We start from the raw sequence: 16,757 nt of genomic DNA, 5'->3' as shown, positions 1-16,757 counted from the left end.
ATCGGATATCTGAATGGCTGATAAATATCTGCCCTGTTACTTATGCGTTTTAAGCAGCACAGGAGCCTCGAAGCATGCTGATTCAATCCACGTTCCACTGGTAAAATCGCGCCCGCGCACCACCACCTTATCGCTGTACACTTCAACATAATACCCCTGGCTGCCGTCCAGGTGAACATCCTCATTGTTCCACAGATACGCAACCGAGGCTGCGTTGAACATCGTGGCCGTCTCCCCGTTACCCGGGAACATCGTATGCTCCGCTTCCAGCTCCCAGTGGGTATGGCCGGTGAACAGCAGAGTCTGCGGGTATTTGTCCAGAATCGCACGCAGCTCCTTGTCTTGCGTAACTCCGTACCATTCCTGTTCTTCAAGAGAGCCGGCGACAGTATTCATCAGCGGCTGATGCAGGAAGAGAAAAACGGGCTGATCCGCTGCAGCCGGTCCGCCGTCAGGCCGCTCGCCGAGCTTCAGCTCCAGCCACTGGAGCTGTTCAGCCGACAGGCTGCAGAAGATCGGTAATCCCTCTTCGGTTCCCAGGAAAATAAAATGATATCCGCCGATCCAATGGTCATGATAAGGACCCGGCGGGCCCATGCGGGAGGTATACATTCCGAGACGTGACTCCCAGTCGCCCAGCCGGGCCTCCGCCAATTGCGGCTGCCAGTGGCCGATGCCGACATCGTGATTGCCCAGCGTATAACGGATTTCCGGCAGGACCGTCCGGTATTGGCCGAGAATCCGCTGAACCTCGGCATATTCCTCCGGGAAGCCGTGGTCGGTAATATCGCCGATATGCATGATCCCGCTGCTGCCCCGGGCATGGACGGCCAGATCCTGCAGGGCACGCTCAAAGTTCCGGTTATACTCATGGGCAGGGTCTGCGGTGACATGGGTGTCGGTAATTATCTGAAAGGTGAGCAGCGGCATTTCCCCGCCTGTTAACTTGGTCTCCATCTGCAAAGCTCGCCTCCTTGAGCATCATTTCCTGCTTATTTAAAAGCCAGATCCTTATAAGACTGTACAATGATATCAGCATCAGGCAGCAAATGATCAAGCAGCGCTTCAGCTGAAGGCTCCCCCGGCACAGCAGCCCCGGCATCCGGTGCAATGGAAACGGCAACCGCCGCGCCTGCCGATTTGGCCATGCGCATATCGCCGTTCGTATCGCCGATTACAGCAGCGGCGGAAGGCTGCACCCCGAGCTGTCTGCAGGCCAGCAGAGCCATATCCGGGAACGGCTTGCCGCGCTCGACCTGATCGGTGCCGATCACAGCCGAGAAATAATGACGGATGCCGAGCCAGCGGAGATGCTTCTCCGCGGCTTCGGTTTCGTCTGCCGTCACCACGGCCATCTTTACGCCTCCGGCAGCGCATTCTTCCAGGAAGCGGAGCAGGCCGGGCAGCGGAAGGACGGGGCGGCTGTGCTCCAGCATGGCGTCTGCCTCCCGGCGGCAGGCCTCCACCAGCTCCATCGACGCCGCCCAGGAGAGGCCAAGCAGATAGCCCTGCCAGGCGAGAATCGCATACAGGTCATTCATCGTGCCCATCGCAAGCGGACCGTTGCGGTCATAGCCGGTAATCCGGCCCTCACCGTTATGGACTGTCCCCAGCAGATTGTTCAGGCAGGGATCGGGAAAGGGAAGGCCGCGCAGCTTCAGCTGCCGGGAAAAATGCGTAAGCAGGCATTCGCTCCAGCTTCCCCAAAGAGAGACAAAGTCGAGCAGGGTACCGTCCTTGTCGAACAGGATGGCGGATATGCTGTAATTTCCCTGCGGGGTGATCAGCTCAGGCACGGCCTCGGCCTCCTTCGTTTTCATTTCACGTCATTTATGATTCATATCGTTGTATATTTACGGGATTAATCAGTGAGTCGGGCGGGTCCGCCATTCCCCCGGATTATTTCACCTTATCCAGCGCCGCCTGTGCAGTTGCTTGTGCTTCTTTAAGCGCTTCGGCAGCCGGGATGTTCTCGATCTGCACCTTGTCCGCAGCGATTTTCAGTGCATCATTAATTTTGCCGCCCGTAGGGTCCTGGAACGGAGCGGAGGCATGGGAGGCCTGCTGCAGCGGGATTTTGATCTGCGGGTTAGTCTCGCTGAACGAGATGAATGCAGGATCATCCAGGGCAGACTGGCGGACCGCAATGTATCCGGTGTTGATCGACCAGAAGGCAGTATTCTCCGAATTTGTAAAGTAAGCCAGCCATTTCAGCGCAGCCTGCTTCTCTTCATCACTTGCCTTGGCAGGAATACCGGCCTGAATGGCTTCGGCTACCGGCTTGCCTTCGCCGGCTCCGGCCCAGCCCGGCTGTTCCATTGCCGCTACGATGCTGAAGTCCAGATCGCCCTGGTCACCGCTGGAGCCGGTATAGCCGGCAGCCTGGCCTTTCATTACGTCATCAATCGTTTTATACCAGTACTCCCAGCCCTGGCCCCCCGAATGAATGCGCATGATCTGGTCTTCATGAATCCATTTGCGGAACAGATCCCACGTTTCGGTCCACTCCGCTGAATCAATGGTAACGGTCTTGCCGTCCTCACTTAGAATGCTGCCGCCTTTGCTCAGCACCGCATCGATCATATTGCCGGAGCCCCACATCGGCTCCCAGCCGTAAACGCTTGTTTTGCCGCCTTCTTTAACCGTCATTTTCTCAGCTGCGGACGCGAGATCCTCCCAGGTCTTGATCTGGCTGGCATCAATGCCGCTCTTCTCAAAAGCATCCTGACGGTAATACATCACCTGCGTTGTGCCGTACATCGGCAGGAAGTACTGCTTACCGTCAACCTTGCCCTGGTTCAGGAAGGTCTGCACGAAGTCATCCGGGTTGAAATCGGGCTGTGCCGCAATCAGCTGATCCAATTCGGCGAAATATCCCTTGCGCGCCCAGTCCACATTGGAGGACAGCACGGCTGCAGGAACCGTTCCGGTAGCGATCGCCGCCTGAAGCTTCTGCTGGGTTTCGGTATAATCTGCCTGCACGATGCCTTTAACGATAACCTCCTGCTGGGAGGCGTTGAATTTTTGAATGAGTGCTTCCATATTTTCGCCGAGCTTGCCGCCGAGGCCATACCAGAATTCAATGGTTACCGGTTCACTTTGTGCAGCAGGGGCTGCTGCGGAGGGAGCTGACGATGCGCCGCTTGCCTCTGTAACCTGATTGGCGGCGCCGTTTGCGCCGCAGGCGGTAAGGACAGTCATTCCGGCAATCACGGACAGTGCCGACAATCTTTTCAACGATACGTTCATCATCATTCTCCTCTTTATTAGAAAATAGTGTTTATCCTTTACTGGAGCCTGCAGTCATATTGACACTTTGCATAATCGTTTTCTGTGCCAGCACAAAAACAAGCAGCAGGGGGGCGATGGTGAAGGCACTGGCGGCCATGATTAGCGGCCATTTCAATCCGTAAGCACCTCCTTCCACGAAGAAGCTGCGCAGTCCGGCTGAGACCAGCTGCAGGGCAGGGTCCTTGGTGATCAGCATCGGCCAGAAATAGTTGTTGTAATGATCAATGAAGGTGATGAGTGCCATTACGGCAAAAGAGGACCGGGTCACCGGCACCAGCACCGTCCACAGAATCCGCATATGCGATGCCCCGTCCACCTCGCCGGCCTCGACCAGCTCGTGGGATACCTGCAGGAAGGCCTGCCGGATCAGGAAGATCGCAAAGACGCTGACACAGTTGGAGAGAATCAGGCCGCCGTAGCTGTTGAGCAAATTCAGCTCGGACAGCACGAGATAGCTGGGCAGGTAGACTGCCGTAGCAGGCACCATATAGCCGAAAAGGATAACTCCGGCAAAAATACCCTTCAGGCGGAATTTCATATGAGTCAGCGCATAGGCCATCATGCCGGAATTAAAAACCTGCAGGATGACAATGCTTCCGGCGACCAGAATGCTGTTACCCATATATCTGGCGAACGGCGCCTCATTCCAGGCTTCGGCGAAATTCCCCCACAGCGGGTCCGCAGGCCAGAGCGTTGGCGGGGAGGCCCAGATTTCATCATTGGTTTTGAGGGCGCTGGTGACCATCCAGTAGAACGGGAAGGCCATCAGCAGCGCCAGTACGGCGAAAAAAGCATGGCGGGCCGGTCCGCCCAGCCGTGAGAGCATACTCGTACGCAAGTGGAATGACCTCCTTATTAGATGTAACGATTTATTGATAGTGCGTCGTCCGTCTGCTGATGCTGAGCGACAGCACCGACAGCAGCATACAGATGAATACCAGTACTACAGCCACACTGGAAGCCTCGCCGATCTGGAAGGATTCAAAGGCAGACTGGTAATACAAATACAGCAGCGTACGGGTTGAACCGGACGGACCGCCTTGTGTCAGCACGTTAATCTGATCGTAGGCCTGCAGCGCCTGAACCATCTGCACCACGAACAGAAACAGCGTGGTCGGCGAGATCATCGGCAGCGTAATCCGGACAAACTTTTGCACAGCGCTGGCTCCGTCAAGCTCGCCTGCTTCCAGCAGATCGGAAGGAACATTCCGCAGAGCTACGAGATAGAAGATCATCGCCCAGCCCGCCGATTTCCAGACCGTTACGAGCAGCACGCCGGCGAGTGCCCACTTGGGGTCCTGCAGCCAGCCGATTGGTTCAAGGCCGAGAAAATCCAGCACCGTATTGGCCAGTCCGACTTCAGGCTCGTAGATCCAGGACCAGACGATCGATACAGCGACAGTCGGCGTAACCCAAGGCGAGAAGAGCAGCGCCTGATAGAGGCCGGAGCCCTTCAGCTTGCGGTTCATCAGCAGAGCCAGCCCCAGGCCGAGGGCGATAACCGGCAGCACGCTGCCGATGCAGAACAGCACAGTGACCCGCAATGCCTTGTAAAAAGCCGGATTGCCAAAGAGGTCGATATAATTCTGCAGTCCGACAAAGGTTTTGGTTGGGCTCATGAAATCCCATTCTGTAAAGCTGAGATAGAGCACATAAATCAGCGGTGCCAGCCAGAACAGCACAAAGGGTATCATCGCCGGCAGCGTAAAGAGCACGGGCTTTAAACCGCTTATTAACTTATTTCGTGTCATTTTCGTTCCGATACCCCATTCCGTCAGCTTAGTTTTGCGGTATAATGCAGGTGAATACATTCTCTGTTCAAAAAAAATTGTACACTGGACAAGTCGGCGTGTGGTCAACCGGAAGTAAAGCAGGCTCGGAAATTGTGTAAAATTTGTTGAAATACACCCCGCTTATTCCCGTTTTATGTAATGCTAAGGCAACAAGACTAATGAAAAGTGAAGGTGCAGCGAATGAAGCAGGCCGCATTTGGTGAAGACAACAGGCAGCTATCTCCACGGGAGCAGCTGCTGCGCAAGGTTATTGATGCAATCGCGCAGACGATGGATTTGTACGGGGCCAATTATTCCTTTGGACAGCTGTACGGGATTATGTTCTTTGAGGACAAGCCGATGACGCTGGAGGAAATGAAGCAGGTGATGAATATGAGTAAAAGCAATATGAGCTACGGCGTCCGCTCCCTGATGTCCTCACAGATGGTGACCAAGCTTGAGGAGAAACGGGAGCGGAGGGACCTGTATGTGGCGGAGACGGATTTTTTCCAGGCGTTCCGGAACTTCTTCACGCTGAAGCTTCAGCGGGAAATTGATGTGATGCAGGAAGCGATGGGGGCGGTGATTCCGCAGCTGGAGATGCTGGCGCAGGCGGGGGATACGCCTGAAGAGGAGCGGCTGTCCTGCAGCCGGGACCTGGAGAAGCTGCGTCATGCGGCGGAGTATTACCGCTGGCTGCAGCAGTTTGTCGACGGCCTGAAGAACGGGGAGATGTTCGGCGGGCCGGGTGCGGAGCAGCGTTGAGTCACGGCATGCTGTGCCCGTTTTTTTTGCGGGAAATGGAACCTTACTTTAACCAGTCTGCTTTTGCAGGTTAGCTGCACTTTATACAACTATATCGCCATTTTTTCTTCCTACCTCCGGTTTAAGTGTATTCCGTACAACTATATGGGCTTAACTCTTCTGTTTCGGCCGTTTCGGGCAATTTTAGTTGCACGAAGTGCAGTTATACGGTTCGAATAAGGCTCATGGCTACTTTTAATTGCACAAAATACACTTATTCAGCGTATGGGCTATGCCCAAGTAAGCAACTCAAGCAACGCTTGATATACATTTTATGGGTGCTCCACTACACTAAGGTCATGACAAGCGAAAGGGTGGAGGCCATGTTTGATATGATCAAGGTAGGGCGTAACATTGCAAGGCTGAGAGGGCAGGCGGGGATCACACAGATGGGACTGGCGGACAAGCTGGGCATCAGCTATCAGGCGGTCAGCAACTGGGAGCGCGGCAACAGCATGCCGGATATTGCGAAGCTGCCGGAGCTGGCGGAGATTTTTGGAGTAAGCATTGAAGAAATTCTCGATGAGGGAAAAGCGACAACGCTCATATCCAGCCTGCTGGAAAACAAGTCGGGGGAGTACCTGCAGCAGCATGAGGTTTCCGCTGAGGATATTTCCGGCATTGCACCGCTGCTTAAAATGGAGCAGGTGGATGAGGTTTTTGAACAAGTAAAGGACAAGGTATCTCTCAGCGGGTTAGTGCCGCTGGCCCCGTTCCTGAGTGAAGAGGTGCTGGACGAGTGTGCCCGGAAGGCAATGGAGGGAGGAAGTCTTAGTGATCTCGTACCGCTGGCGCCTTTCCTGAGTGAAGGGGCTCTTGATGAATGTGCACTCAAGGCGATGCATGAAGGGCAGCTCAGTGATCTGGTGCCGCTCGCTCCGTTCCTGAGCGGAGAGGCCTTGAATAAGTGCGCCCGGAAAGTGATCAGCAGCGGGAAACTGAGCGACTTGACTCCGTTGCTCCCTTTTCTTGATAGCTACACCGCCGATCAAATCGCATTGCAGATGCTGGACGAATGACATAACCGGCTAATCAGCAAAAAAACAGGCAGACCCGTAACCATACGGATCTGCCTGTTACATTATTACTGCTATTCCCCCTGCCGCAGCCGTTCAATCAGCGTATCCTTACTCAGCATTCTGTAAGAGCTCAGGGTTACCGTGTAAGCAATGACTGCGAGCACCGGAACGACCAGCACAAAGGGCAGCCAGCTCATGCGGAACACGGTGAAGGCCATGTTGTCCGCAATGCTTTTGGCAATGTTATAGGTCAGGAACACGCCGAGGCTGGATGTAATGGCTGTGGTCAGAAGGACATTGTACAACCCCTCATAGATCAGCATCTTCTTGAGCTGGCGCTTGGTCATGCCGATGCTCTCCAGCAGGGCGAATTCATTCTTCCGCGTAATAACACCCGTAACGACTGTATTAATATAATTAAGAACACCGATCAGCGCAATAACGAAGCTCAGGCCGTAGCCGATAATCTGAAAAACCCGGATAAATCCGCCCAGCTCCTGCCGATAATCCTCCCTTGATTTGACCACAAGCTCATCACTGGAAGCGGCGAGAGATTTTGCAGCCTCAGTCGCACTGTCCAGCTTGTTAGAGTCAATATGCAGCGTTGCTGACAGCGCCCATGGCGGGTTGGTCTCCGCAGGCAGCTCTCTGGTCAATTCGGATGAGGGGAAGAACGCATTGAACCCATACGTTGAGAAAGATTGTGTCGTCGCAGCATAGAGCGCATCGTAATTCATCACAGCCATGACCTCATAGCTTTTGCCCAGATTTTTGAACTCCATAATGTCACCAGGATGATAGTAAGAGGTATAAGTATCTTCCTCCCACATGTTGGCTTGAGTCACCAGCACATAGTCCCCGGAAGCGAATTTCTGCGGGTCGAAATGCCCCTCGATAACATCCTTCTGTATCAGGTCATACCAGCCAGAATCGATGCCGTACAGTTTTAGATGAATAAGATTATGCTCCAGCATGTTTGCAAGATAAGGCTCCGGCGGCTCTGTTTCTGACAAAGGCTGCAATACAGCACGTATTTTCTCATCCATATCATGAATATCATAATAGAAGTAAACCTTCTCCACACTCTCCACGCCGTCGATCCGCTCCAATTCACTGCTGAATGCTTCCGACAGCTTATAAGGATCACCCGGGCGCTCACCTTCACGTGTTTCAATTTTCTCATTGCGGATCACCACATCCCCGGAAAGAAACGTGCTAAGATACTTATTTACATCAAGCGAACCTATCATCGTAAAAATAATACTGAACAGCACAATGCTCAAGGAGAGGGAGGTCAGCATGAGGGTGAGCTTCTTTTTGCTGCGGAACAGGTTCGTGAAGGCCATGACATGCAGCCGGCCTCCGCGCTTCGAGCGTTTGTGCATCCGCCGCTTTGCCTGAACTCCCGTATACCTGACCGCTTCGACAGGCGCAATCCGTGCGGCCATCCGGCCCGGCTTCCCTGCGGCAACCCATACCGTCAGATAGGCGAATAGGGCGGCTCCAATGAAAATCCACGGGCTGGCTGAATAAGCGGCTTCCATAGGCTCACTGGAAAAAGTGTTCAGCATCGGCGTGAGCAGCCGTCCGATTACATAGCCTGCAGCAAGCCCGAAGGGCAGCCCGATTAGATACAATATCTGTGATTGTATTCTGATGATCCGTTTGAGCTGCCTTGGTGTCGTCCCGATCGCTTTGAGCAGACCGTAGAACTTCACATCACGCACAACCGATATGTAAAAAATATTATAAATCAGCAGATACCCGCTCAGCATAATAATGAAGACGACAGCTATATAAGGCACAAATTCAATAAGGTTGTCGGATAGGGAAGAGGTCGTATAGGCCCAGTTAATTCCAATGGGTCTATCCACGCCCGTATCGGCGAGCACTTTATCCAGCTTTTTTTCAATATTGACTGCGTTCTTGAACATTACGCTCATCTCTGCGGTGTTTACATAGGAGCCGCTGGCTTCGGACTCTGCCGGATCGATCCCGGAGAGATTATTCTGCACCCATGCATCGGAGACGAAGGCCAGTCCCGCGATCGCCAGATTTTTATCCGCTTCATAATAGCCTGACACGATAAAATCCTGCTTGAGAACACGCTCAGTAATATCAATGTCCAGCTGTACCCGCTCACCAATTGCATGTTTTATACCTAGCTTATCCAGCACCCAGGTGCTCAGCACAACCTCATTCTCGGCTTCCGGCAAACGCCCCTCAATAAGATGAATAAAACCATGCCGGGCATAGGCTTCGTCAATCTGCTTAACCTCTACCGGACTGTCCCGGAACACTTCGTTCCGCAAGATCCCGGCATTCAGCGAAACGCTGTATTCCTTAATGCTGGGATGCTCCTTTAAAATCTCTATCTGCTCAGGACTCACCCGTTTGAAGCCGCCGTGAAAATCACTGCCGACCGTCTTCATCATCGTTAATTCCATCGACTTGTTAAGGCTTAGCGCCATCGTAAAAATCGATGTAATCAGCAGTGTCGTCAGCACCACAGCGGAGATAACAGCCAGGTTGCGCAGCGGATTGGCCCGCAGACTTTTGATGGAGAGACGGGTTACAATCTTGCCGTTATTGTTGGCAATCATAGTGTCTTAGCTCCAGATGGTGCTGCGTTCCCGGATACAATGCGCCCGTCCTCGATACGGATAATCCGGTCGGCTGTCTGGGCGATGGACTCGTTATGCGTAATCATGACAATGGTCTGGTTGAACTTTTCGCTCATTTGCTTCAGCAGGATCAGCACTTCCTGGCTTGTTTTGCTGTCGAGATTTCCTGTCGGCTCGTCCGCCAGAATAATCGACGGCTTGGTAGCGAGCGCTCTGGCAATAGCGACCCGCTGCTGCTGTCCTCCAGAGAGATTAGAAGGGAGAGAATGAATTTTGGACTGCAGGCCCAGCGCCTGAATGACCTCATCCAGATACGTCTGGTCAATTCTTCCTCCGTCGAGCTCGATGGGAAGCGTAATATTTTCGAGCACACTCAGGATCGGCACCAGATTATAGCTCTGGAAGACGAACCCGACCGAACGGCGCCGGAAAATCGTCAGCTTCTCATCGCTCATCGCAAAAAGCTCGTTCCCGTCCACCGTCACCTTGCCCTCAGTCGGCCGGTCCAGACCGCCCAGCATATGCAGCAGAGTGCTTTTTCCGCTGCCGCTTGTGCCGACAATGGCTACAAATTCACCTTTTTCTACCGTCAGGGATATATCATCCAGTGCTTTTACCGTAGTCTGCGGATCTTTGCCGTAATATTTCTTCAGGTGCAGGGTGCTTAGAATAGGCATTTGCTTATCTCCTCCATCATTCGTGGTTGTCCTTTAAGATAGCAGACCATTCTAACGTGACAGTGTCTGAAATCTGACGGAATTGACACATTCAGAGCTGGGGGAGGTAAATAGTAAGCCTGCTTCCCTGACCTGGCTGCGATGACGCTGTGATGTAGCCGCCCTGGATACTGATGATTTTTTGCGCCAAAAAAAGTCCGATCCCGATCCCCTCATACTCCCCGGCGTTATGCCCTCTATAGAATCGTTTGAAAATATGCTCCAGCCCGTCCTCCGGAATTCCGATTCCTGTATCCGCTACCTCAATCCTTGTGAACATTTCATTGCCCTCCGCTGTAATCCGGATACTGCCGCCCGGCTCCGTATATTTCACTGCATTCTCCAGCAGGTTGAACAGCGCCTCACTGGTCCATTTGTAATCGTGGCGGGCTGCCGTAAGCGGGGCGCAGTCTATGTTAATGATGATGTTTTTGTTGCCGGCGCGTGTATACAGGTGGGAGAGGGCACTGGTAATGGTTGCGGCAACCGGTCTTACTTCACTTTGCAATTGGATCATGCCCGACTCCAGCCTGGACAGCTTGATCAGCGAGGTTATGAGCCATTCCAGCTTTTCCGACTGGGCCTCGATCTGCTGCAGCAGCTGACGGGTGTCCGGGCTCAGATCCGGGGTCTCGGCAACCAGCTGGCTGTATAGCAGAATGCTTGCGAGCGGCGTTTTGGTCTGATGGGAGATGTCGGAGATCAGCTCCTTGATCTTGTCCTTCTCGGCGGCAAGGTTATGCTCGTTTGATTTATTGATCTCAATATAGCGCAGCAGCTTGTGTTCAAGAGAAGACAGACGTGTCTCGTCAAAAAGGGTCAGCTGCTCATGTCCGTGAATCGCCCGGTCGACCATCTCATCCACCGTATCCATAAAGCCTGTAATCTGCCGCTGGAGCATATGGTTATACAGAGCCCCCGTACCGATTACGGCAATCAGGAAGAGCAGGGCAAGCTGCAGAAGTGCCGGACTGAACCCTTCCAGATAAAAGACAGTTCCGGTGTAGCCTATTAATAGAAGCAAAAATATCGCAGAGAAAAGATAACGGAGTCGGCGGGGATGCCGGACAGTGCTGTTAATCATAAGTGTGGCCTTTCCGCCCAGGTGTATCCCAGGCCGTAGACGGTTTTGATGTATCTGGGTGAGGCAGGGTCGTCCTCAAGCTTGGCGCGCAGCCGCTTTACGGCAACAGTCAGGGCGTTCTCATCCACAAACTCCGCATCCTGTAGCCAGATTTTATCGATTAACTGCTCTCTGCTTAAAATGCTGCCGGGATTCGAGACCAGAATATTCAGCAGCTTGAGCTCTGTTTTGCTAAAAGCCAATGGCTCCCTGTGCTTATAAAATTCCAGCTTTCCGAAATCAAGGCTCAGCGCACCGAACGTGAGGACCTCATCAGCCTGAGGTGCAGCCCGTTTGAGTACAGCCATTACCCGGGCCCGCAGCACCATCAGGCTGAACGGCTTCGTAATGTAATCATCCCCGCCAAGGGCAAATCCGGTAACAATATCCGGCTCCATGTCGTTGGCAGTCAGAAAAATAACCGGCACCTGCGAGCTTCTCCTCAGCTTTTCACAATAGTCCAGGCCGCTTCCGTCGGGCAGGTTAATATCCAGCAGGACCAGATCAATCCTCGTAGTATTGAAAATTTGCTCGGCCATAGCCAAGGTATAGGCTTGTTCGATTTGCAGTCCGGTCTGGGCAAGGGAGAGGGCGATGCCTTTGTTCAGGCTGCGGTCGTCTTCGACGATTAGTAAGGTTTTCAAGGGCGTTGCTCCTTTAGGGTTTGCTTTATGTATAAAAGGAAAGGGCAGGCTTCACTTCAATATTATGTACAGTGGTATAGGATCGCGCAAGCGGGCTTTGTCACACTCCTGTTGCCGGCACAGCAAAGAGACCGCCTTGTCTACAGCGATTTCTGTAGACAGGACGGTCTCAGGATAGATAATGATTATGGAATAATCGGTGCGCTGCTGATGCTAAGACCTCCGCTGATATAACCCTGAGGGTTGTTTATAAGTGAAATTCCGGAAGCTGTAGCCGAATATACCATCAGGTATCGGGTTCCGGCAGTGACCGGAATGGATAAGCCTGTTGTTATTCCGCTGGAAATAGTACCTATAGATATGATTCCTGTCAGAATCGGGCTTAAAGTTACAGTAGCACCCGGAACTGGAGTAAAGGTATTATTTGGTGTAGTACTGGAGTAGAGCTGTCCGGTAATCATAACTGAAGTTCCTACTAAGCTCATTGCAACGGTTGTGGAAAAGTATCCGCTAAGGGATGTTATGATACCATTGCTTGGTGCTGAAAAAGCATAATTGATGCTATTGTTTGGATCGTTAGAGCCTGTCAGATCAATGATTGAGCCTCCGAAGTATGAAACGGTAGCTGAATTGCCGAAGCCGATCAGGCCTGCGTTTCCTGATAAACCGCCTGCAACTGTATTCAAAGAGACGGAGTTGCCTGAAGAGAACGGGATAAGTGTTGTTGAAGCTCCTCCGGTGGCCCCGGTAGCACCGGTAGCCCCATTCGCACCTGTAGCACCAGTGGCCCCAGTCACACCAGCTTCACCGGTAGCGCCAGTCGCGCCAGTGGCCCCGGTATCTCCAGTAGCACCAGTAGCACCAGTAGCACCAGTAGCACCAGTAGCACCAGTAGCCCCGGTAGCCCCGGTAGCGCCTGTGTCTCCAGTCGCGCCGGTTACACCTGTATCTCCGGTAGCACCAGTAGCACCAGTAGCCCCGGTAGCTCCGGTATCTCCAGTGGCCCCGGTAGCACCAGTAGCACCAGTAGCCCCGGTAACGCCTGTATCTCCAGTAGCGCCGGTAACACCAGTATCTCCAGTAGCACCAGTCGCGCCAGTAGCCCCGGTCGCCCCGGTAGCACCAGTAGCCCCGGTATCTCCAGTAGCACCGGTAACACCAGTATCTCCAGTAGCACCAGTCGCGCCGGTAGTACCCGTTGCCCCGGTCGCGCCGGTGGCACCAACCTCGCCCGCAGGTCCAGTGGCCCCGGTCGCGCCAGTGGCACCAACCTCACCCGCAGGTCCCGTTGCCCCGGTCGCGCCAGTGGCACCAACCTCGCCCGCAGGTCCAGTGGCCCCAGTCGCGCCGGTGGCACCAACCTCGCCCGCAGGTCCAGTCGCCCCGGTAGCGCCGGTGGCACCAACCTCGCCCGCAGGTCCAGTGGCCCCGGTCGAACCGGTGGCACCAACCTCGCCCGCAGGTCCAGTGGCCCCGGTAGCGCCGGTGGCACCAACCTCGCCCGCAGGTCCAGTGGCCCCAGTCGCGCCAGTTGCACCAACCTCACCGGCAGGTCCCGGATTTCCGGCGGCACCTGTAGCGCCTACTGCGCCCTGCCCGCCTGAAGACCCCGCACTGCCGGTAGCACCTGTAGCACCTGTTGCTCCAGTGGCACCGGTAGCTCCAGTCGCACCAATTGCCCCGGCAGCCCCGGTGGCTCCTTTTGGCAGCGTAATTTCTGCTTTACTGATATCAGCAATTTCTACATAAGAAGCAATGCCATTGCTGTATATAGCTGTAATAGGCTGACCGACAGCCAAGGCGGATGCCGTTTCTCCGTTTACTCCAAAAATAAGCGTAGAACCGTCAACAGTCAGATTGACTGTCTGGTTAGCCTCTGTCAGTACACCGACCTTTCCGCCGGACACACTGATGATTTTACCGCGGGCTACAGTGCCTGATTCAACCGGGGCATACCGCTCTGCCAGACTGAAAATGGCTGCAGCCTGGGCACGGGTCACATCGGCGGAAGGCCTGAAGGTTTTGTCCTCAAAGCCCTGCACCAGCTTTAATTGGGAAGCGGCATTAATATAGCCGGTTGCCCAGGCTGAAATTTGGTTCTCATCGTTGAAGGGAAGAGCTTCGCTGGTCAAGGCAAGGGCTTCATTCTCCTTGTCAATCAGGCGGACAACGAGCCTGGTAAGCCATTCGCGGCTGGCATTCTGGGTGCCCCAGCCTGCCGCCAGTTCTTCTTCAGGCTTAATCAATCCTTCATTGATGGCAGTTTGCACCCAGGCATTCGCCCAATCGCTTACTTCTAATGAAGAAGAGGAAGCGGCCTGGGTGGGAGCATCAACGCCAAGGAAACGGAGCGCCATAATGGCCGCCTCCTGATGTGTCAGCGGAGCCTTCGGGTTGAAATTGCCGGTGGTATCGCCTTCGGCAAAGCCCAATGCAGCGATTTTCATTACATACTTGTACATCCATGAGCTGCTGCTTACATCATTAAAGCCTTTGTTCTCTGCAGCTGAAGCAACACCCGTGCTCCCGAGTCCGAAGCTTGGCAGCAGGCCTGCTGTTTGACTGAGCACCATGACCGCCATTGATGTTTTCATTAGTACAGGCTTGATATCCTTTTTGGCGTTTACCTGATCCATGTGAATCTCAGTGTACTTGATAACCGGTTGCTTTTTACTCATCTGCTGCTTCCCCCTAAAGTATATGATTGTCTTGCAACGCCCAGGGATTCAAAATACACCCTGTTCGCCAGCACTTTGCTGTCCGTTGGAATAAATTCCGCCGCCGTCTCGTTATGGGCGCAGGCTCGTTCGTACTGGCCGATCCGGTCATAACAGACAGCAAGCTGCAGATGAGGCAGCCAGCTCCAGCAGGCATGCTGAAGTATGGCATAGCTATCCAAAGGCTTAGCAAGCTCAGTTGCCGTCTTGTACCAGTAAATGGCCTTGGCATAATCGTTCTCCAGCATGTAGAGGCTCCCGATCCGGCAGCAATTCTCTGCACGCGGCAGATCGAAGGAGAAGGAATAAAGAGCTTTGGCTTTGGCCTGCTGGAGATTGTTAAGCTCGCGGAAGCAGTCAGAAAGGCTGCCGCAGGCATTGATTTTGTCCTCCACCCAGCCGTCGACCTGCTGCAGGAACATTTCATAGAAGGAAATCGCTTTTTCCCACTGCTTATGCTCTCTCAGCTCATTGGCGAAGTAATATAGATCACGGGTAGAGAAAATCTCGCCCGCAGTGTATCGCTTTTCATAGATTTGCAGGTTCCGGTCAGAATTCCCGTGGACTCTGCCGTGGGTAACGGAGATATCCGAGCGGTGGACCTTTCCGCTTACCTCCAGATATTCATGTACAACGCCGAACCAGCGGAACCCGTTCTCCCGTTTGACCAGACGGTTGCGGGTGAGGCTTGAGGTTACGTTGCCGTGCTCGTCGAAAGCGAGGTTGTAATTCATGGAGACAGCATCGGTATCCCAGTCCAGAGCCCCTTTAAGCGCCGAAAATTTTTCCCTGTCAGCAGGCAGAAACTCATCGTCGGCATCCAGCCATAACAGATATTCCTGTGTCCCGAGGCTGAAGGCATAGTTCCTTGCCTTGGCGAAGTCGTCCACCCAGGTGAAGTCCACGACCTTATCTGTATAACGGCGGGCAATTTCCTTTGTGCGGTCGGTTGATCCTGTATCCACGATAATGATTTCGTCTGCCAGCCCGGCCACACTGTCCAGACAACGCCCCAGGGTAGCTTCTTCATTTTTGACAATCATGCATAAGCTTACTGTAATACTGCGTTTCATTTCATATAGAGCGCTTGTGAGGTCGAATCCCCATTTTTGGCGGGCTTTTTCCCTGTTAGCGGCCAGCTGTGTACTGTACCATGCGGGGTTTTCCGGAAAGAGCGGAGGAGGCTGAATGTAACGGACAAAACAATCCAAAGCGATGTGCAGGCTGTATCCCGCCTGAATGGCGCGGTAGCAGAGGTCATCATCCTCATAGGATTCCAGCCCGAACTGTTCATCGAATCCGCCGAGCTTGTGAAAAGCCTCAGTGCGTACCAGCAGCAGGTGGCTGAGCAGCCGTGTGGTTGATTTGGCTTGTCCTGCTTTGGAGAGGGCGAAGGATCTGGCGATATGATCGAGCTGATCCATTACGGTGCATACGACCGGCAGCTTTTGCGGACCGCTCACATCATTGCTGACTGGACCAATCATTGCAGCTGAAGGATGCCTGCGTGCACAGCCAAGCAGACTTTCCAGCCAATCCTCAGAGACGATCATGTGATCGCGTATGAAGATAAGATAATCCCCCTGAGCCATAGAGGCACCCAAGTTGAAGCCGGCGGCTACACCAACGCGTTCATTGGTTGCAAAGGACCGGGATTTTTTGAAGAGAGTCAGATAGCTGCTGATCTCCTTATTTCCGCCATCATTAATGACAATCAGCTCGTAGGGGGTGTCAGTGAACAGGTCAATGCTGGCAAGGCACGACTTAAGCAGCGGGAGCTGCTGGGCCAGAACAATTATCGAGATCTGCATTTAGTCCCTCCAACAATGGAATAATATGATGTTAATCACAATATAACATTTAATTCTGAACAATAACTCGACAATATTCAGCAAAATCAATGAAATACAGGTTTTTTTTAAAAAAAACTCTATGCATTGCGTAATTTTCTGCGCTTTAACCAGCTTACAGGCTGATAAGGTTTTTTCCCCGGCAGCCTCCGGTCCGGTGCCCTCCCCGACTAAGGTCCAGTTCATAAAACCGTCCG

The 16,757-nt window shown here is 53.4% G+C and carries 13 protein-coding genes; 2 read left to right on the top strand and 11 right to left on the bottom strand.

The features are described 5' to 3' along the window. Window positions 1-36 precede the first annotated feature (36 nt). The 5 genes from R70723_RS26910 to R70723_RS26890 all read right to left on the bottom strand — a co-directional run bounded on the left by R70723_RS26910 (window position 37) and on the right by R70723_RS26890 (window position 5,042). Window positions 37-957: a metallophosphoesterase family protein gene (locus R70723_RS26910; protein WP_039879339.1), complete on the bottom strand. Its 921-nt coding sequence runs from the start codon at window positions 955-957 to the stop codon at window positions 37-39. A gap of 35 nt (window positions 958-992) precedes the next feature. Next, the gene (locus R70723_RS26905; protein ID WP_039877092.1) at window positions 993-1,796 is read right to left on the bottom strand and encodes an HAD family hydrolase; all 804 of its coding nucleotides are present in this window, start codon (window positions 1,794-1,796) and stop codon (window positions 993-995) included. Between the two features lie 103 nt (window positions 1,797-1,899). Continuing rightward, window positions 1,900-3,249, bottom strand: coding sequence for an ABC transporter substrate-binding protein (locus tag R70723_RS26900; protein ID WP_047171244.1), 1,350 nt, complete (start codon window positions 3,247-3,249; stop codon window positions 1,900-1,902). Between the two features lie 31 nt (window positions 3,250-3,280). Further along, window positions 3,281-4,117, bottom strand: coding sequence for a carbohydrate ABC transporter permease (locus tag R70723_RS26895; RefSeq protein WP_047171547.1), 837 nt, complete (start codon window positions 4,115-4,117; stop codon window positions 3,281-3,283). Between the two features lie 43 nt (window positions 4,118-4,160). Further along, a complete protein-coding gene (locus tag R70723_RS26890; protein ID WP_047171546.1) occupies window positions 4,161-5,042 on the bottom strand; it encodes a carbohydrate ABC transporter permease in 882 nt (293 codons plus the stop codon). Window positions 5,043-5,264: 222 nt separating this feature from the next. Between R70723_RS26890 and R70723_RS26885 the strand changes: the two genes are divergently transcribed. Beyond that, complete coding sequence (locus R70723_RS26885) at window positions 5,265-5,828, top strand: GbsR/MarR family transcriptional regulator (RefSeq protein ID WP_039877090.1); 564 nt, start codon at window positions 5,265-5,267, stop codon at window positions 5,826-5,828. Window positions 5,829-6,199: 371 nt separating this feature from the next. Further along, window positions 6,200-6,886: a helix-turn-helix domain-containing protein gene (locus R70723_RS32405; RefSeq protein ID WP_052421488.1), complete on the top strand. Its 687-nt coding sequence runs from the start codon at window positions 6,200-6,202 to the stop codon at window positions 6,884-6,886. A 71-nt stretch (window positions 6,887-6,957) separates the two neighbouring features. Here R70723_RS32405 and R70723_RS26875 read toward each other — a convergent pair whose 3' ends face one another. The 6 genes from R70723_RS26875 to R70723_RS33115 form a co-directional block, all read right to left on the bottom strand. Next, window positions 6,958-9,489, bottom strand: coding sequence for an ABC transporter permease (locus tag R70723_RS26875; RefSeq protein ID WP_039877089.1), 2,532 nt, complete (start codon window positions 9,487-9,489; stop codon window positions 6,958-6,960). After that, window positions 9,486-10,187 carry an ABC transporter ATP-binding protein gene (locus R70723_RS26870; protein WP_039877087.1) on the bottom strand — a complete coding sequence of 234 codons (702 nt, stop codon included), beginning with the start codon at window positions 10,185-10,187 and terminating at the stop codon, window positions 9,486-9,488. Before R70723_RS26870 ends, R70723_RS26875 begins: the two co-directional genes overlap by 4 nt. Window positions 10,188-10,278: 91 nt before the next feature. After that, window positions 10,279-11,310, bottom strand: a complete 1,032-nt coding sequence (locus tag R70723_RS26865) for a sensor histidine kinase (protein WP_052421487.1) — start codon at window positions 11,308-11,310, stop codon at window positions 10,279-10,281. Next, window positions 11,307-11,993 (bottom strand): response regulator transcription factor, encoded by a 687-nt coding sequence (locus tag R70723_RS26860; protein WP_039877086.1) that lies wholly within the window; start codon window positions 11,991-11,993, stop codon window positions 11,307-11,309. Before R70723_RS26860 ends, R70723_RS26865 begins: the two co-directional genes overlap by 4 nt. A gap of 185 nt (window positions 11,994-12,178) precedes the next feature. Then, a complete protein-coding gene (locus R70723_RS34310) occupies window positions 12,179-14,671 on the bottom strand; it encodes an exosporium glycoprotein BclB-related protein (RefSeq protein ID WP_081957502.1) in 2,493 nt (830 codons plus the stop codon). Further along, window positions 14,668-16,521, bottom strand: a complete 1,854-nt coding sequence (locus R70723_RS33115) for a glycosyltransferase (RefSeq protein ID WP_081957501.1) — start codon at window positions 16,519-16,521, stop codon at window positions 14,668-14,670. The genes R70723_RS34310 and R70723_RS33115 overlap by 4 nt, the downstream gene beginning before the upstream one ends. Between the last annotated feature and the right edge of the window lie 236 nt (window positions 16,522-16,757).

It is taken from the genome of Paenibacillus sp. FSL R7-0273 (assembly GCF_000758625.1).
Classification (GTDB): Bacteria; Bacillota; Bacilli; order Paenibacillales; family Paenibacillaceae; genus Paenibacillus_AQ.
This window is presented reverse-complemented; position numbering and strand designations above follow the sequence as displayed.